This is a genomic window from Aliidongia sp., assembly GCF_035943795.1.
Lineage (GTDB): Bacteria > Pseudomonadota > Alphaproteobacteria > ATCC43930 > CGMCC-115725 > Aliidongia.
Map to the genome: position 1 here is coordinate 33228 of NZ_DASZBY010000073.1, position 17932 is coordinate 51159.

The window sequence follows — 17932 nt, forward strand, 5'->3', positions numbered from 1 at the left end:
AACCGTCGGGCATATGGCGGTTACTCGAGCACGGAGGAGGGGCGGACGCGGCGGTCCAAAGCCGCGGCCGCCCGATACCGCTCAGATCGCCGCGGCCGAGACCATCTTGGTGTTCAGATAGGCTTCGATAGCCTCCAAGCCGCCTTCGGAGCCGTAGCCGCTGTCCTTGACGCCGCCGAACGGCACTTCCGGCAGCGCGATGCCATGGTGATTGACCGACAGCATGCCGACCTCGACACGGCTGGTCAGCGTCTGCAGCGTCTTGTGCGACGAGGTGTAAGCATAGGCGGCCAAACCGAAGTCGAGGCGGTTGGCCTCGGCAATCACCTCGTCGATGGTCGAGAAGCGGCTGACGAGTGCCAGCGGGCCGAACGGTTCCTCGTTCATCGCGCGCATGTCGGGGGTCATGCCGGTCAGCACGGTCGGCTCGAAGAAATTGCCGACATTGCCGATGCGCTTGCCGCCGGTGGCGATGGTGGCACCCTTGGCGACGGCGTCCGTGATCAGGGCTTCCATCGCCGGGATGCGCCGCGGATTGGCAAGCGGTCCCATGGTGGTGCCCTGTTCGAGGCCGTGGCCGACCTTGATCTTGTTGGCATGGGCCACGAACTTCTCGACGAACTCGTCATGTACCGCGTCCTGGATCAGGAAGCGGGTAGGGGCCACGCACACCTGTCCGGCATTGCGGAACTTGTTGGCCGCGAGAATGGCGGCGGCGCTGTCGATGTTGGCATCGTCGAACACCATCGACGGCGCATGGCCGCCCAACTCCATCGTCGCCCGCTTCATGTGCGCACCGGCGAGCGCCGCCAGATGCTTGCCGATCGGGGTGGAGCCGGTGAAGGAGATCTTCTTGATGATCGGGTGCGGGATCAGATACTCGCTGATGGTCGCCGGCACGCCGAACACCAGGTTGATGACGCCGGCCGGCACGCCGGCATCGAGCCAGCACTGCACATAGGCCGCGAGCGAACCCGGGGTTTCTTCCGGGCCCTTGACGATGATCGAGCAGCCGGCCGCGAGGGCCGCGCAGATCTTGCGGTTGGCCTGATTGATGGGGAAGTTCCAGGGCGTGAAGGCGGCGACCGGGCCGACCGGCTCCTTGATCACCAGCTGCATGACGTTCTCGGCCCGGCTCGGCACCACGCGGCCATAGGCACGGCGGGCCTCCTCGGCGAACCACTCGATGATGTCGGCCGAGAACGCGGTCTCCATCTTCGCCTCGATGACGGGCTTGCCCTGTTCGAGTGTCATGATGCGGCCGATGTCTTCGACGCGCGTGCGCAGGATCTCCGCCGCCTTGCGCATGATCTTGCTGCGGTCATAGGCCGACATCCGGCGCCAGGTCTCGAAGCCCTTCTGTGCGGCAGCGAGCGCGCGGTCGAGATCGGGGATGTCGGCATGCGCGACGGTGCCATTCACCTCTCCGGTCGCCGGGTTCGGAACGTCGAGGGTCTTGCCCGATTGGCTAGGCCCCCAATTGCCGTCGATGAGAAGCTGAACAGCAGGATACATGGCACCATCCTTGGATCATAAAAAAGCGCGTCGTCGGTCGATCGTTCCGTCCATTATCGGACGAACAGTTTCGCTCGGCGGCCCGGTCGGCCCGCGAAGCTCGTTTATTTGGGGGGTCGACGCGGGCTTGTCGAGGCATTGAACGCCCGATCGGCGGAGTTGCCGCACCAACCGTTACGCTTCGGCTCCTGCCGTCATATCGGCCGTGCGGCTCTCGGCGATCACCGTGCCAGCATCTATAGGGGCGCACCTGCGCGGAATTACCGCTCGTCACGGCGCTGAGTCGGCTTCGGCGTGCAAGTGCGACGGTGGGGTGCTATTTTAGGTGTAGAGCGTTGCCTTTGCAACCGATGTAACACGGGTGGAGTGGCGCGATGAGCAAGAGAATAGTTCTGATTCCATTTCCTACCGATAACAGCCAGGAGCATCTGTTTTCCACAAAAGGCGGGAACATACTTCCGGAAACGATACAACAAGAAGAAGATGCTGCTCGTAGTTTATCTGAAACCCATCGGTTGGTTCAAAAAGTCGAATCTTTCCCAGATAGTCCGAAAAAGCAGATCGTTTTGTCGGAAATACAGGGTGCGCATAATATCAATAAGGAAAATCTTCGAAAGGCGCGGACAAATAGAGAAGAGTCCACTAAACCGGGTTGGAGGAGAATAGCAGCGACTGATATTTTCTGTAGTAACACGGTAGGACTCGCACGTGTATTGGCAGATCTTTTTGAGGCTGATGATGTATTGTATATCCGGGGGCATTGCGCCGCAGGATCACCAATGCTCCAGTCATCGGATCATGAAATAGACATTGCAATCCCAGATATCATTGCTCTGTTGGCCAATGGGCTGCCAAAGGTTTACCCGGGGCGGATCAAATTATTTGCGTGCGAGTCTGCCTTGGGCCTGAATGCGAAGGAATCATTCGCGGCTCTATTTAAGAAAACGTTGGTCAACAAAGGCTGGGTCAACGCTAGAGTGGTTGGCTATGGGGAGAGCTTGAACACGTTCATAGTAAGAGCGGACGGACACAAGTCCGCTACAGACGGGACGCGAGCCAAAGACAACAAGGTTTACGCTTGAGGGATGCATCAGGCCGTCGGGCTGATCGTAGGAGATCGTCGATGTGACGTCGCGGTCGGGCGCTTGACCGAGCTACCGTCAGGTGCGAGTTCCATGGTCGACGACGGTACTCGGCGACAGATCAATGCGGCCCAAGGTTCGCCAGGAGACGTTCCAGATCCCTGAGGGTCACCGGCTTCACCAGATGATGGTCGAAGCCGGCGGCGGACGACTGCATCTTGTCCCGGTCCTGGCCCCAGCCCGTCTGCGCGATGATCGGGGTCCGTTTGAAAGCGTCGTCCTGGCGGAGCATGCGGCAGACCGCGTAGCCGTCCATGCCCGGCAGGCCGATATCCAGGAGAATGGCGTCCGGCTGGAAGGCTTTTGCCGTCTCCAGCGCGCGGCGACCGTCATGCACGAGTTGATAGGTATGGCCGATCTCCTCGAGCATCAGGCCCGCGATTTCCGCGACCTCGACGTTATCGTCCACGACGAGGATTTTCAGAGATCGGGACGACGGCGGCGGCGGCGCGACCTCGGCGTCGGGTTTCCGTTCGGGCTCGGCCGCCCGGGGGACGCGGACGGTGAACGTGCTGCCCTGGCCGGTGCCGGCACTCTCGACCTCGACCGTGCCGCCATGGAGTGTGACGAGCTGTTTCACCAATGCCAGCCCGATGCCGAGGCCGCCGTGCGCTCGATCGAGGTGGTGGTCGACCTGGGCGAACAGCTGGAAGACCTTGGATTGCATCTCGGCAGGGATGCCGATGCCGTCGTCGGTAACGGCGATCACCGCGGTGTCACCGTCGGCGTTAACCGAGAGACCGATGCGGCCACCCGCGGGCGTGTATTTGGCCGCGTTGTTGAGGAGGTTGCCCAGAATCTGTGCCAGACGCGTCAGGTCCGCCTCGAGCCAGATCGGCGATGTCGGCATATCGATCGTGAGCGAATGCCCGGCAGCGTCGATCAGCGGCCGGCTGCCTTCCACCGCCGCACGAACGACGTCTGCCGCCGCAATCCTGTCCTTGCGCAGTTCGATCTTGCCCTGGCTCACGCGGGACACGTCGAGCAGATCGTCGATGAGCCGCACCAGATGGACGAGCTGCCGGTCCATCATGTCGCGGATATCGGCGGCGCCAGCGCCATCGGGACTGCGGCGCAGGATGTCGATCCCCTGCCGCAGAGGCGCCAGCGGATTGCGCAACTCGTGCGCCAGGGTCGCAAGGAACTCGTCCTTGCGCTTGTCGGCATCCTTGAGCGCTTCGGCCTGGGCCTGTAGTTCGTCGCGCTGCACGGCGATCTGCTGCCGCTGCCGATAGAGATCGAAGAAGACCTCCGCCTTGCTGCGCAGGATGTCCGGCTCGATCGGCTTATAGATGAAGTCGACGGCACCGGCCTCGTAACCGCGAAAACGGCGCAGGCTGTCGGCACTGCCGGCCGTGACGAAGATGATTGGAATGCGCCGGGTCCGCTCGTTCCCCCGCATCAGCTCGGCCAGTTCGAAACCGTTCAGCCCGGGCATCTGCACGTCGACGAGCGCCAGCGCAACGTCGTTCCTGAGCAGGAGCTCCAGCGCTTCGTCGCCGGACCGCGCCTTCAACAGGGTCAGGCCGTCCCGGCGCAGCAACGCCTCCAGCGACAGGAGGTTCTCTTCCAGATCGTCGACCAGAAGAAAGGAAACGGGACTCATGGTCGACATCGTACCTCTTGCAGACACTCTGCGATCTCTTTCAACGACAGAACCCGCGCGTCGGGACAGGCCGCCTTCGCCGCCGCGGGCATCGCCGCCGCGAACGCGTCCGCCGGATCTTGCACGATCGTCACCCCGCCGGCTTCGCCGACGGCTTTCAGGCCCGCGGCACCGTCTGCATTGGCGCCCGTCAGAGCCACCGCGATCAGCGCAGGACCATACGCGTCGGCGGCACTTTCGAACAAGACGTCGATGGACGGGCGGGAAAACAGCACCGGCTCGTCGCTGGACAGCGATATGCAGCGGTCCATCTCGACGAGCAGGTGATAGTTCGGCGGGGCGAAATAGATCGTCCCGCCGCACGCGGGCTCCTTGTCCTCTGCCTCCCGTACCGGGATCCGGCATTTGGCCTGGAAGAGCTCGGCCAGGATGCTGCGCTTGTCCGGCGGCAGGTGGACGACCACGAACACCGGCACGCCGTACCCGGCGGGCAAGGCCGGCAGAATGACGGACAGCGCTTCCAGCGCGCCGGCGGACGCGCCGATCACCACGGCCTCGGCCGGTGTCGCCGTCATCCGACCCGCCGCTGGTAGATCTTTTCCTCGCGCTCGAACTCGGCGAAGGCACCCGCATGGTCGGAAAAACGCAGGGTCTCTTTAGCGCCCAGCCCCAGGAACCCCTTGCGCGCGAGCGAGTCCTTGAACAGGCCGATCGCACGATCCTGCAGATCCCGATCGAAATAGATCAGCACGTTCCGGCACGAGATCAGATGCATCTCGGAAAAGACCGCATCCGTCACCAGGCTATGATCGGAAAAGACCACGCGTTCGCGCAGGCTCCTGTCGAACGACGCCCGGCCGTAGGCGGCGCTATAATAATCGGACAGGGACGACCTTCCGCCGGATTTCCGATGGTTCTCGGTGAAGAGCTGCATCTGGTCCAGATCGAAGATGCCGGCTTCGGCCTTGCCGAGCGCATCCTGGTTGATGTCGGTCGCGTAGAACAGCGTGCGCTGCTCCAGCCCCTCTTCGCGAAACAGGATGACGAGCGAATATAATTCCTCGCCGTGGCTGCATCCCGCGACCCAGACCTTGAGCGACGGGTAGGTCCGAAGATGCGGGACGACCTTTTCGCGAAGGGTCCGAAAATAGGAAGGATCGCGAAACATCTCGCTGACCTGCACGGTCAGATACCCCAGCAGCCGGGGCAGCAGTGCCGGATCGTGCAGCAGGCTCTCCTGCAACGCGGAAAGATTCGCGAAACCCAGTTGCTCGCGCGCTTGTCGCAAGCGTCGCTTGATCGAGGCCAGCGCATAGCGGCGGAAGTCGTAATGGTATCTGAGATACAGCGCTTCGAGCAGCAGCCGGATTTCGATGTCTTCGACTTTCTCAGGCACGAATTCGATCACCGCGGCATCCAGACCCGCACGAGAGAGAGGAGCTTTTCGACGTCCAGCGGCTTCGCCATATAGTCGTTGGCGCCGGCGTCGATGCAGCGCTGCTGGTCGTCGGGCATCGCCTTTGCCGTCAACGTGATGATCGGCAGCTTGTTCCATACCGGGTTCCGACGAATCTCCCGCGTCGCCGTCAGTCCGTCCATGACCGGCATCATCACGTCCATCAGCACGAGATCGATCCCGGGCGTCGCCTGGCCCGTGGATTTCTCCAGGCGGTCGAGCGCCTCCCTGCCGTTGCGGGCGATCTCGACGATGGCGCCCCGCGGCTCGAGGATGTTGGTCAGCGCGTAGACGTTGCGCACGTCGTCCTCGACCACAAGGATGTGGCGGCCTTCGAGCAACGCGTCGCGGTTGCGCGCCCGGCGGATCATCTTCTGCTGTTCGTCCGGCAACTCGGCGACGACCTGGTGCAGGAACAGGGTCACCTCGTCCAGCAGCCGTTCCGGCGATTTCGCGCCCTTGATGATGATCGATTTCGAATAGCGGCGCAGCCGATGCTCGTCGTCGGTCGTGAGGTCCCGGCCTGTATAGACGATGACGGGCGGGAAGGAATAAGCGCTCTCCTGGCTCAGCGTTTCCAGCAGGGAATAGCCCGAGGCGTCCGGCAGAGACAGATCGAGCACCATGCAGTCGAAGGTCTCGTCCTTGAGGAGTTCCAGGCATTCCGCCGCCGTACCCGCCGTCACGGTCTCGACCTCGTGCGACGACAGCAGCTTGCCCATGGCCTCGCGCTGCACCTGATCGTCCTCGACGATAAGGACGCGATGCATGCGTTGCGAAAATTTATCCTCGAGCTTTCTGAGGACGCCGGCCAGTTGCTCGCGTTCGACCGGCTTCAGAATGTAGCCGACGGCCCCCAGCGAAAGCGCCGCCTGCGCCTGGTCGCTGGCCGACACGACATGGATCGGGATGTGGCGCGTCTGCACGTCACGCTTCAGGCGGTCGAGGACGACGAGGCCCGACTGGTCGGGCAGGCCGATGTCGAGGATGATGGCGCTGGGCATGAATTGCTTCGCCAGGATCAGCGCTTCTTCCGCGGTCCCGGCCACCAGCGAGCGGAAACCCATCTCGCGCGACAAGTCGCGCAGGATGGCGGCAAAGCTTTCGTCGTCCTCGATGATCAGAAGGACGCGTGTGGCGCCTGTCACGGAGTCGCGGTCATCGTCGACTTTCCGCTGCGGCGGTTGCGGTGCCGACGGCGTCGCGGGCGCCGGCGCGACGGCGACGCTGGCCCGGACCTCCCGGGGTGCCACTGCGGCCGGGTCATAGGCGACGGGAATGACGACCGTGAAGGTGCTGCCCTCGCCGGGGCGGCTGTTCAAATGGATCGATCCGCCCAGCAAGCGCACGAGTTCGCGCGAGATCGAAAGGCCAAGGCCGGTGCCGCCGTACTTGCGGCTGATCGTGCCGTCCGCCTGATGGAAGGCTTCGAACACGCGCTGTTGCTGCTCGTCGGAGATGCCGATGCCGGTATCCGTCACCGAGAGGGCGATCTGGCCGTCGCCGGTCCGCTTCATGGCGAAGTCGATCTTCCCGGCTTCGGTGAATTTGAACGCGTTGGACAGCAGATTCTTCAAGATCTGTTCGAGCCGTTGCAGATCGGTCGAAATCGCCTCCGGACATTCCGGTGCGATTTCGATCGAGAATCCCAGGCCCTTGTCTCGGGCGACCGGCTCGAAGAGCTGTCGCAAATTGCTGCCGAGGCTTGCGAGCGACACCGGTTCCGGCCGGATTTCGACATGGCCCGCCTCGATCTTCGAAAGATCGAGGATATCGTTGATGAGGTTCAACAGATCGTTGCCCGAGGATTGGATCGTCTGGGCGTACTTGACCTGCTCCGCGGTCAGGTTGTCTTCGGGATTGTCGGCCAGAAGCTTGGCCAGGATCAGCGACGAGTTGAGCGGCGTCCGCAGCTCGTGGGACATATTGGCGAGGAAGTCCGACTTGTACCGGCTCGCCTGCTCCAACTCGCGCGCCTTCAGCTGCACCGAGGCGGTGGTTCGCGCCAGGTCGTCGCGCTGGGTTTCCAGCTGCTGGGCCTGTTCTTCGAGCTGCGAGTTGGTCTGCTCCAGCTCGGCCTGCTGTTGTTCGAGCCGCGCCTGGGATTCCTTCAGCGCCCGGCTCTGTTCCTCGAGCTCCTCGTTGGAGACGCGCAGCTCCTCGCCCTGGACCTGCAGCTCCTCGGACTTTTGCTGGGTTTCGGCGAGCAATTGCTGAAGTTCGACCCGGTAATTGGCCGACCGCACGGCAATGGCGATCGCGGCCGACAATTGTTCGAGCAGCGTCAGCACGGGGGCATCGACCGGCCGAATGAAACCGAGTTCGATGACGGCATTGACGTTCCCGTCGACGCTGCCCGGCGAGATGACGAGATGTCTCGGCTTGTCCTTACCCAGTGCGGAGCCGAAGGCGAGATAGCCTTCGGGCACGTCGCCGATGACGAGCGGTTGCCCCTCCGCGGCGGCCTGGCCCAGCAGCCCTTCCTTGAGAGCGAACCGCTCCGGTACGTCCGAGCCTGCGGGCACCCCATAGGTCGATGCGCGCCGGTAGCCCTCGCTATCCCGCACGAACGCTGCGCCCGCGACGGCGCCGAGGTAGCGGGCCAGGAAACCGAGGATGCTGTCGCCCAGTTGTTCGATTTCCTGGTCGCCGCGCATCGCGGACGCGAGCCCCACCTGGCCGGATTGGAGCCATTCCTCGCGCTGCCGGGCGAGAGTGGCCCGTCGCATCAGAAATCCGATCAAGGTGGTCAAGCCGACCCCCACGAGGCCGGACAGGACGCCGCTGGTGAGCGCCGTCTGCGAGGCCTCGCCCATTTCGGCCATCCGCTTTTCGCGGAGATCGGCTTCCACCCGATCCATGGCCGCGAGCTGGGTGCGGATCGCGTCCATCTCCACTTTGCCCCGGTCGGTGTTGACCACGGCCAGCGCGGCGTCTGCCCCCTGGGCCCGACGCATCTCGATCGTTTCCCTGAGTTCCGCAAGCTTCGCCCCGACATGCTGCCTGAGCGGCGCGATCCGCGCCTGCTGGGCCGGGTTGTCGCTGGTGAGCTGGGCGATGCGGTCGATCTGCAAGGGCAGCGCCGAGACCGCGTTGTTGTAGGGCTCCAGATATTTCTCGTTGTCGGTCAATAGGAAGCCGCGCTGCCCCGTCTCCGCATCCTGGGCGCTGGACAGCAATTCATCCAACGTGGCGATGACCTCGTGAGAATGAACGATCCTCTGGTTGTCGTCGCTCAACGTCTGGAGATTCCGATAAGCGACCAACCCGCTGACGATGAAAAAAACAACGACGCCTACGAGACCAATAGCGACTGCGGGATCCAGACCGGATCTTTGTTTCGAGACGTTTGTCTGTGTCATGAATTCTCTCGTTGGCGTTTTTTGGAAGCTCTTGCCCGAAAATTTTGCCGAGGAACATGTGAATCCCGGTCCGCGGCGATGGTCAAATGGTCGCTTCAAGAACAAACGGCATTCGGCAGGGCATGATCCCATTGGGAATCATCGATTATCTGCCCAGGCGCCTGCCACGCGGTCCAGCCCGGATGACGAGAGCTCCCCGGTCCGATGATGTACGCTGCCTTGTCGATCCGCTGGCACCGTCGAGGGCGTCGACTCCCTCGGACCGCACCCGATGAGCACCCGAAACCTATGGCGCAACCGCCTCTTCTGATATATCAGATTTCAGATGATTTGCGGCGGTCGGGCGCTCGATAGGAAAACGGGGATCGCGGCCAACCAAAACCACGCGCATCTCGCCGATGGGCGCCAGGACTTCGGGAGTTTGACCATGGATATCGTAAGCTACAGACGGGCGCTCGCCGGCATCTCCGGTGTTCATGTCACCGCCTACGCCCAGGATGGCGGCATCAACGCCGATCTCACCTCCAGGATCGTGCGGCGCATCGCGCAGGCGGGGGTGCACAACATCGTCTCGGGCGGCAATACCGGCGAATTCTTCAGCATGACCTACGACGAGGTCCTGCAGCTCCAGGCCATCGCGATCGAGGCGGCCAGCGGCAAAAGCGTGGTCACGGCCGCCGCCGGCCGTTCGGTCAAGGAAGCGTCTGCGACGGCCATCGCTGCCAAGCGAGCCGGCGCCGATGGGGTCATGGTCCATCATCCGCTGGATCCGTTCGCCGCACCGGGCTCGCAGGCCGACTATTTCATCGCGATCGCCGAAGCGTCCGAACTGCCCCTCGTGGCCTATCTGCGGTCCGACGCCATTCCTGTGGCCGACCTGGTCCGGGTCGCGACCCATCCGAACGTCGCGGGTGTCAAGTTCGCCACGACGAACCTCATGCTATTCTCCGAATGCGTGCGCGCGACCCAGGGCACCGAGGCGGTCTGGATCTGCGGCCTGGCCGAAAGCTGGGCGGCGCCGTTCTATGCGCTGGGCGCCCGCGGCTTCACATCCGGCCTGGTCAACATCGATCCGCAACGGTCGCTCGCCGTGTGGCACGCGCTCGAGGCCGGCGACTATGCCCGGGCGCGCACCCTGGTCGCGAAGATCGCGGGCTTCGAACAGATGCGCACGAAATTCAACAATGGCGCCAACGTCACCGTCGTGAAGGAAGCACTGGCCTTGCGCGGCGACGCGGTCGGACCGGTGCGGCTGCCTGGCCTGCCGGCGCTGGACGCGGCCGACCGTTCGCGGCTGCAGGACATCTTGAACGGCTGGGAAGCGGACGCCGCTGCCGCGGCATAGGTCGGAAGTCGGGCGAAACCGACACGAAAATCTGCAACGAACATCGGGGAGGAAGAACATGGAAAAGTCAGTTTCGCGACGGGGTTTCCTGGGCGTCGCCGCAGGAACCGCGACGCTCATGACGCTGTCGTCGATCCGCGCGTTGGCCAAGGGCTTGCCGCTGCCGACGTCGCCGGTCGAGCTCAACATCGTCGATGCGGCCGGCAATCTGGCGCTGACGCAGCCCGCCTTCCGCAACTATGCGACGGCGAAGCCGCAGCTCGTGTCCCGCATGTCGTTCAACAAGGCGACGGCGCCGGAGCTGCCGGGCAAGATCAAGGCCCAGCAGGATGCCAACCATCTGGACATCGACCTGGTCATCATCGGTCCGGATGCGCTGTCCGCCGGTCTCGCCACCGACATGTGGATCGACCTGATCGGGATGCAGGACAATGGCTTGCCGGACCTGAAATCGATCTACCTGGATCCGGCTTGGCGCATGCAGCAGCTGACGAAGGGGCGGGGCGTGACCGTCACCTATTATCCGTCGGGCCCCCTGCTGGAATATGCGCCCGACAAGGTGGCGACGCCGCCCAAGAACGCGCAGGAACTGCTGGATTGGACGCGGCAGAATCCGAACAAGTTCATCTATGCGCAGCCTGCGAATTCAGGACCCGGCCGCACCTTCCTGATGGGCTTGCCCTACCTGCTGAAGGACAGCGATCCGAAGGATCCGGTCAAGGGTTGGGACAAGACCTGGGCCTATCTGAAAGAACTGCATAAGAATATCGAGTATTATCCCGGCGGTACGGGCGCCGTGATGAAGGAGTTGGGCGAGGGCACGCGCTGGATGACCGTGACGACGACCGGCTGGGACATCAATCCGCGCGCCCTCGGCATCGTGCCCAAGGCGATCAAAGTCGCCAAGCTCGATGGCTTCCATTGGGTATGCGACGGGCACTACCTCAGCATCCCCAGGGGCATTTCCCCGCAGAAGCTCGCCGTCGTGCTCGACCTCATCGCGTTCCTGCTGACGCCGGAGCAGCAGGCCTACACTTACGACCAGGGCTATTTCTATCCAGGTCCGGCGGTCAAGGACGTGACCCTCGCCATGGCGCCCCAGGCCAGCCAGCAGGCCATCGCGGAATTCGGCCGGCCGGAATATGCCGACTGGATCGCCAACAATCCGATCGAACTGCCGCTGGAGCCGGAGGCGATGGTGACGGCTTTCCATCGCTGGGATGCGGACGTCGCCGCGACAGCTAAATAGTTCCCGCCCGGAATTGGTGACGTCATGAAGATCACAGCGCTCGAGACGATCCAGCTGCCACATCTCAGCAATATCCTGTGGCTGCAGGTTCATACGGACGAAGGTATCGTCGGCCTCGGAGAGACTTTCCGGGGGGCCGACGCGGTCGCGACCTATCTGCATCGCGAAGTGGCGCCGATGCTGATCGGCCAGAATCCGCTCGAAATCGATCGGATTTCCAAGCTCCTGACCGAAACCTACGTCGGTTTCCGGTCCTCGGGCGTGGAAATCCGCGGCGCGTCCGCGGTCGATATCGCGCTGTGGGACATCTTCGGCAAGTCGGCGGACCTGCCGGTGCATCAGCTGCTGGGCGGGCTGTCGCGCCCGTCCATCCGCACCTACAACACCTGCGCCGGCTATTCCTACAACCGGCGCGGTGCCCGGCGGGCCATCGGCACGGCGGACCAGGCCGAGGGCCCCTACGACGACCAGATCGCCTTCAATACCGACGCCGGCGCGCTCGCCCAGAGCCTGCTGTCGGAGGGGATCACGGCCATGAAGATCTGGCCGTTCGACACGTTCGCGACCTCGAGCGGCGGCAATTTCATCCACAAGTCCGACCTGGACAAGGCGCTGCTGCCGTTCCGCCAGATCCGCGACGCGGTCGGCGACAAGATGGAGGTGATGGTCGAGCTGCACTCGATGTGGGACCTGCCATCGGCGCTCGCCATCGCACGGGGTCTGCGCGAATTCCGGCCGTTCTGGCTGGAGGATCCGATCAAGATGCAGGACACCGAGGCACTGGCGACCTTCGCCGAACGCTCGGGCCTTCCGGTCTGCGCCAGCGAAACGCTGGCGACCCGAGCACAGTTCGTCGAACTGCTGCGCAGACAAGCGGTCGACTACGTCATGCTCGATATCTCGTGGTGCGGCGGCATCAGCGAAGCCAAGAAGATCGCGACCATGGCCGAGGCGTTCCAACGGCCGGTCGCACCGCACGACTGCACCGGCCCGGTCGTGTTCGCCGCGTCGATCCATCTCTCGCTGAATGCGCCCAATGCGATCTTCCAGGAATCCGTGCGGGCCTATTATAGTTCCTGGTATCGCGACCTCGTCACGGTGATGCCTCGGATCGAGGGTGGGTTGATCTATCCCTTCGAAGGCCCCGGCCTGGGCCTGGAATTGGGTCCGGCCGTGTTCGCCGATCCGGACGTCGTGAGGCGAATGACCAAGGCCGGCGACTTCTGATGGAGGCCGGTTTCGGGGCCGGGCTCGCCGCGACCGAGGCTGTCGCCCTATGACCGGTGTCCGACCATGACGGCTGAATGCGATCGTCCCATCCTGTTGACCGGTGCGTCCGGCACGCTCGGGCGTTTGTTGGTGCCGCTGCTGGCGAGCCGATACGGATCGCTGCTGATGACGGACATCGTCGAGTTTCCAAACGCTCTGCCGCCCGGAGTGGAATTCGTACGCACGGACCTGTCCGATGGGCCGACCTTCTTGCGGCTGGCCCGTCGCGCCGGCACCATCGTGCATTTCGCCGGCATCGGGACCGAGCAGGCGTTCGAGGCCATTCTGGCGGCCAATATCGTGGGTGCGACCCATGTCTTCGAGGCGGCCCGCCAAACCGGGGCGCGCGTCGTCTTCGCCAGCACGAACCACACGATCGGCTTCTATCCGCGCGGCCAAGCCCTGACCATGGCCGACCCGGGGCGGCCCGACGGCTTCTACGGGCTGTCGAAGCTGTATGGCGAGATGCTGGGCCAGCTCTATTTCGACAAGCACGGGGTCGAGAGCGTCCATCTGCGCATCGGCTCGTGCCTGGCCCGGCCGACGGAGCCGCGTCACCTGTCGACCTGGCTGTCTTATGGCGATCTCGCGCGGCTGGTCCATGCCGGGGTCGATGCCGCGCACCCGGGCGTGGCCGCGGTCTGGGGCGTTTCCGCCAATACGCGATCTTGGTGGCACGGCGGCGATGCCGCGCGGATCGGCTATTTCCCCGCCGACAATGCCGAAGACTTCGCCGACAGCGTCAGGGCACCGGTGGAAGACCCCGTCGCGGCGCGCTACCAGGGCGCCAATTTCTGCGCGAAGGGCTATACCCGGCCGCTCGAAGATCTGCCCCGGGAGACCGGCCCGAGCGAATGACGCCGCCCGCGTACCGGCGCCTGATGAACCTGTGGGGAGTTCTTCGGGCCTTGATCCTTTCGGGTCACTCTAGTATCCAAGGATACAAGAAAGCGAATCCGAAAGGCGGTCGCCATGGTCTCGATCTCGGTTCAACAGCCGCACCATCTTCTGCTGCAGGAAGATCGCATATCCACGCCGGGGCCGGGCGAAGTCCTGGTCGAGGTCCACCGCGCCGGGATCTGCGGTTCGGACATGCATATCCTCCACGGCACGAACCCGTTCGCGCGCTATCCCCGCGTGCTCGGTCATGAGATGTCGGGCACCGTGGCGGCGGTCGGCCCGGACGTGACCGGTCTCGCCGATGGCGACCGGGTGGTGATCGATCCGGTGGTTGCCTGCGGTCAGTGCTATCCGTGCCGGGCGGGCCGGCCGAACGTGTGCGCCAAGCTCGAAGTGTTCGGCGTCCACCGCGACGGCGGTTTCCGAGATAGTCTCGTGGTGCCGGCCGCCAATGCCCTGAAGATCTCGCCGATGCTCGATTTCGGCTTGGCCGCCTTGGCCGAACCTCTGTCGGTCGCGGCCAACGTCCTGTCGCGCACCGGCTGTTCCGACCAGGATGTCGTGCTGATCTATGGCGCCGGGACGGTCGGCGTCACGGTGCTGCAGGTCGCGAAGCTGTTCGGCGCGCGTTGCATCGTCGCGGATCCCGATGCGGCGCGGCTACAGCGGGCGACGGCATTCGGCGCGGACCTGGTGCTGCAATCCGGCAGCGACGATATCCCTGAGGCGGTCTCGGGTGAGTTGGACGGCCTCGGTCCCTCGGTCGTCATCGACGGTGCCGGCGTGCCGGCACTGCTGGGTGAGGCGTGCCGCGTCGCGGCACCGGCAGGGCGCATCGGGCTGCTGGGTTTCTCGCCGCAGCCCACCCCCGTGGTCCAGCAGGAAATCGTCCGCAAGGAACTGAGCATCGTCGGATCGCGGCTCAACCGCCGCCTGCTGCCGCAGGTGATCGGCTGGCTCGAACAGGGCAAGCTGCAGCCGGCGGCCATGATCACCCAGACCTTCGCCGCGGCCGACGCCCGCGCGGCCTTCGATCTGGTCGAACAGCATCCGGAGCAGACCGTGAAGGTGCAACTGAGCTTCCGGCAATAATTCAAAACCAAGAACGACGAAGGGGAGAGACACCATGACGGCCCGCATCCATCCGATCATGCGCCTTGCCGCGGCGGCAACGGTGCTCGTGCTGACTGCCGGCAGCGCCGCCGCCGACGGTCCGACCAGCATCCTGCAGCAGATCCTGTCGCGCGGAACGATCCGCATCGCGGTACTGCCCAGCCTGCCGCCCTACAGCCGCGTGCTGCCGAGCGGGGAGCCCGAGGGATACGACATCGACATCGCCAAGCAATTGGCAGAGGCCCTGAAGGTCAAGCCGGAATTCGTCGTGACCGATATTCCCGGCCGCGTCACGTCGCTGCAGACCCATAAGGTCGACATCACCATCGCCGACTTCACCCGCAACGTGGAGCGGTCGACCACCATCGCCTTCACCGACCCCTATCTCGTCACCACCATGCGCATGCTGGTTCCCGACGGTGCCAAGGCGCACGCGATCACCGATCTGGGCGACGGGGCTGGCATCAAGGTCGCGATCTCCCGTGGCGGCACAGCGGAACGGGCGGTTCCCGCCGCCTTGCCCAAGGCCGAGATCACCCGCTTCAATACCCAGGCCGACGAGATGAGTGCCCTGTTGTCCGGACAGGTCGACGCGATGGCGGAGGATGATTTCTACAATACCCAGGCGATCAAGGATCGGCCCGGCAAGCTACGCCAACTCGACGGCAGCCTGGCTCGGGCGGAAATCGCGATCGGACTGCCGGCCGGCGATTTCGACCTCTACCGCGTGCTGAACCTGTATGTCGAACAGTTCAACGCGTCCGGCGACAACGCGAAGCTGTTCAAGAAATGGTTCGGGTTCGACCAGCCGGCGATCACCGCCCGCTTCTAGTCCAGGATTCTGCCCGGTATATGCGCCGGGCAGATCCCCATTCGGTCGGGATGCCGCAACCATGGGCTATACCTTCACGCTGCGCGCGATCTATCCCTACCTGGGAGAGCTGGCCCACGCCGCCTGGTTGACACTCGGCCTGTCCCTGCTCTCGATCGCGCTCAGCCTGGTCCTCGGCGCCGGCGTCGCGGTGCTGCGCCGCAGCGCGTCGCGACCGCTGCGCGTCGTGGGCACGGTCTATGTCGAGGTGATGCGCAACACGCCGCTGCTCGTCATCCTCTACATCATCTATTTCGCGTTGCCCGGCCTGGGGCTTCGCCTGTCGTCCTTCGCCGCCGCGGTGATCGGACTGTCCTTGAACAGTGCCGGCTACATGGCGGAAATCCTGCGGGCCGGCCTGATCGCCGTATCCGCAGGGCAGTTCGAGGCGGCGGAGGCCCAGGGGTTCGGTCGGTTCCAGACCTTCCGCTACATCATCTTCCCACAAGTGTTCCGGACCATCTACGCGCCGTTGGGCAACCAGATCATCGCGGTCATCCTGGCGTCGTCGCTCGCCTCGGCCGTAGCCGTGGACGAGGTGACGTCCTGGATGCAGACCACCGGTTCGACGTCCTTCCGCTTCTTCGAGACCTTCGTGGTGGCGGCGATCGTCTATCTCGTGCTCTGCCAGCTGGTGAACATCGGGCGGCTCGTGCTGGGTCGCATGCTGTTCCGGCAAGAGGAGGGTGTGCGATGAGCCCAGACTGGCTGTCCTATGGCCCGCTGATGCTGAAGGCCGCAGCACTGACCCTGTGGCTGAGCTGGCTTGCCATGCTGATCGGGGCGGTAGGTGGAACGGCTATCGCGCTGATGCGCACCTCGCGCTTCCGGATGCTCCGGCTGGCGGCGTTGCTTTATACCGAGTTCTTCCGCTCGGTGCCGATCCTGATCGTGATGTTCTTCTGCTATTTCGGCGTGCCGCTGGTGTTCGGCACGGACGTATCGAGCTTTGCCGCCGCCACCGTGGCGCTGGCGCTGCACGCCAGTTCGACCATGTCCGAAGTCGTGCGCGCCGGGATCCAGAGCGTCGGCCGCGGGCAGTGGGAGGCCGCCCAGGCCGCCGGCATGGATCGCGTCCAGGTCATGCGCTACATCGTCGGGCCGCAGGCGATCCGCGTCGTGCTGCCTCCCTCGGTCGGCGTCTTCATCACCACGCTCAAGGAATCCTCGCTCGCCTCCATCATCGGCTTCATCGAGCTGACCAAGACCGGGCTGCTGATCCGCGAGTCGACCGACGGCGGCATCGTTCCACTGCTGGCACTGGCCGTGCTGTATTTCCTCATCAACTATGCGATCTCCCTCGTCGGTGCCCGGCTCGAACGCCGGTTCCATATCGGGGCTCGATCGGATCTCGTCGGAGCCATGGGATGAGCCCTGTTCTAATCCTCGATGGCGTCGTCAAACGCTTCGGCACGCGCACCATTCTCGACGGCATCAGCATGACCGTGTCGCCGGGAGAGATCGTGTGCTTTGTCGGGCCGAGCGGCACCGGCAAGTCGACCCTGCTGCGCTGCGTCAACGGGCTGGAAGCGGTCCAAGGCGGCACGATCACGTTCGAAGGCCAGCGCGTCCACGCCAGCACACGCAGCGTCGCGGATGTCCGCAAGCGCGTCGGCATGATCTTCCAGCACTTCAATCTGTATCCACACCTGACCGCGCTGCAGAACGTCATGCTGGCGCCCGTCGTGGTCCATAAGGAAGCGAAGCCCCTGGTCGAGGAGCGGGCACGGGCGCTGTTCGAGAAGGTGCGCCTGTCGCACCGGATCAATGCCTATCCTGCCCAACTGTCGGGCGGCGAGCAGCAACGCGTGGCGATTGCCCGGGCGTTGGCGACGAACCCGCACCTGCTGATGTTCGACGAGCCGACCTCGGCGCTCGATCCGGAGACGGTCGGCGACGTCCTGGCGGTGATGCGCGACCTGGCCCAGGAAGGACGCACGATGCTGGTCGTGACCCACGAAATCCGCTTTGCCGTCGATGTCGGCACCCGGATGGTCTTCATGGACCAGGGCAAGATCGTCGAGGACAGCGATCCGCGGGAGATGCTGGCCAATGCGCGCACCGACCGGGCGCGGCAATTCCTCAGTTCGATCCGGGGCTGAGC

Annotated in this window: 15 protein-coding genes; 10 read left to right on the top strand and 5 right to left on the bottom strand. The window is 64.1% G+C overall.

Going from position 1 to position 17932, the window contains the following annotated elements; all coding sequences use genetic code 11:
* Positions 1 to 81: 81 nt before the first annotated feature.
* Positions 82 to 1515, bottom strand: a complete 1434-nt coding sequence (locus VGV37_RS12620; RefSeq protein ID WP_326880032.1) for an NAD-dependent succinate-semialdehyde dehydrogenase — start codon at positions 1513 to 1515, stop codon at positions 82 to 84.
* A gap of 374 nt (positions 1516 to 1889) precedes the next feature.
* Between VGV37_RS12620 and VGV37_RS12625 the strand changes: the two genes are divergently transcribed.
* Complete coding sequence (locus VGV37_RS12625; protein ID WP_326880033.1) at positions 1890 to 2597, top strand: hypothetical protein; 708 nt, start codon at positions 1890 to 1892, stop codon at positions 2595 to 2597.
* Positions 2598 to 2718: 121 nt separating this feature from the next.
* Here VGV37_RS12625 and VGV37_RS12630 read toward each other — a convergent pair whose 3' ends face one another.
* Genes VGV37_RS12630 through VGV37_RS12645 form a run of 4 tightly spaced genes read right to left on the bottom strand, consistent with a single transcriptional unit; the run spans position 2719 to position 8958 of the window.
* Entirely contained in the window at positions 2719 to 4263 is a 1545-nt protein-coding gene (locus VGV37_RS12630; RefSeq protein ID WP_326880034.1) for a response regulator, read from the bottom strand.
* Positions 4260 to 4838 (bottom strand): chemotaxis protein CheB, encoded by a 579-nt coding sequence (locus VGV37_RS12635; RefSeq protein WP_326880035.1) that lies wholly within the window; start codon positions 4836 to 4838, stop codon positions 4260 to 4262. The genes VGV37_RS12630 and VGV37_RS12635 overlap by 4 nt, the downstream gene beginning before the upstream one ends.
* Complete coding sequence (locus tag VGV37_RS12640; RefSeq protein ID WP_326880036.1) at positions 4835 to 5671, bottom strand: CheR family methyltransferase; 837 nt, start codon at positions 5669 to 5671, stop codon at positions 4835 to 4837. The genes VGV37_RS12635 and VGV37_RS12640 overlap by 4 nt, the downstream gene beginning before the upstream one ends.
* On the bottom strand, positions 5668 to 8958 hold the full coding sequence (locus VGV37_RS12645; RefSeq protein ID WP_326880037.1) for a response regulator: 3291 nt from the start codon (positions 8956 to 8958) through the stop codon (positions 5668 to 5670). Before VGV37_RS12645 ends, VGV37_RS12640 begins: the two co-directional genes overlap by 4 nt.
* 550 nt (positions 8959 to 9508) lie before the next feature.
* Here VGV37_RS12645 and VGV37_RS12650 point away from each other — a divergent pair.
* The 9 genes from VGV37_RS12650 to VGV37_RS12690 all read left to right on the top strand — a co-directional run bounded on the left by VGV37_RS12650 (position 9509) and on the right by VGV37_RS12690 (position 17930).
* A complete protein-coding gene (locus VGV37_RS12650) occupies positions 9509 to 10426 on the top strand; it encodes a dihydrodipicolinate synthase family protein (RefSeq protein ID WP_326880038.1) in 918 nt (305 codons plus the stop codon).
* 58 nt (positions 10427 to 10484) lie between these two features.
* Complete coding sequence (locus VGV37_RS12655; RefSeq protein WP_326880039.1) at positions 10485 to 11675, top strand: extracellular solute-binding protein; 1191 nt, start codon at positions 10485 to 10487, stop codon at positions 11673 to 11675.
* A gap of 24 nt (positions 11676 to 11699) precedes the next feature.
* Positions 11700 to 12902, top strand: a complete 1203-nt coding sequence (locus VGV37_RS12660) for a mandelate racemase/muconate lactonizing enzyme family protein (RefSeq protein WP_326880040.1) — start codon at positions 11700 to 11702, stop codon at positions 12900 to 12902.
* Positions 12903 to 12968: 66 nt separating this feature from the next.
* Positions 12969 to 13802, top strand: coding sequence for an NAD(P)-dependent oxidoreductase (locus VGV37_RS12665; protein ID WP_326880041.1), 834 nt, complete (start codon positions 12969 to 12971; stop codon positions 13800 to 13802).
* Positions 13803 to 13916: 114 nt separating this feature from the next.
* Positions 13917 to 14936 (top strand): Zn-dependent oxidoreductase, encoded by a 1020-nt coding sequence (locus tag VGV37_RS12670; RefSeq protein ID WP_326880042.1) that lies wholly within the window; start codon positions 13917 to 13919, stop codon positions 14934 to 14936.
* Between the two features lie 34 nt (positions 14937 to 14970).
* Positions 14971 to 15789 carry a transporter substrate-binding domain-containing protein gene (locus tag VGV37_RS12675; RefSeq protein ID WP_326880043.1) on the top strand — a complete coding sequence of 273 codons (819 nt, stop codon included), beginning with the start codon at positions 14971 to 14973 and terminating at the stop codon, positions 15787 to 15789.
* A 61-nt stretch (positions 15790 to 15850) separates the two neighbouring features.
* The gene (locus tag VGV37_RS12680; protein WP_326880044.1) at positions 15851 to 16525 is read left to right on the top strand and encodes an amino acid ABC transporter permease; all 675 of its coding nucleotides are present in this window, start codon (positions 15851 to 15853) and stop codon (positions 16523 to 16525) included.
* Complete coding sequence (locus tag VGV37_RS12685; protein WP_326880045.1) at positions 16522 to 17199, top strand: amino acid ABC transporter permease; 678 nt, start codon at positions 16522 to 16524, stop codon at positions 17197 to 17199. Before VGV37_RS12680 ends, VGV37_RS12685 begins: the two co-directional genes overlap by 4 nt.
* A complete protein-coding gene (locus VGV37_RS12690; RefSeq protein ID WP_326880046.1) occupies positions 17196 to 17930 on the top strand; it encodes an amino acid ABC transporter ATP-binding protein in 735 nt (244 codons plus the stop codon). Before VGV37_RS12685 ends, VGV37_RS12690 begins: the two co-directional genes overlap by 4 nt.
* Positions 17931 to 17932 lie beyond the last annotated feature (2 nt).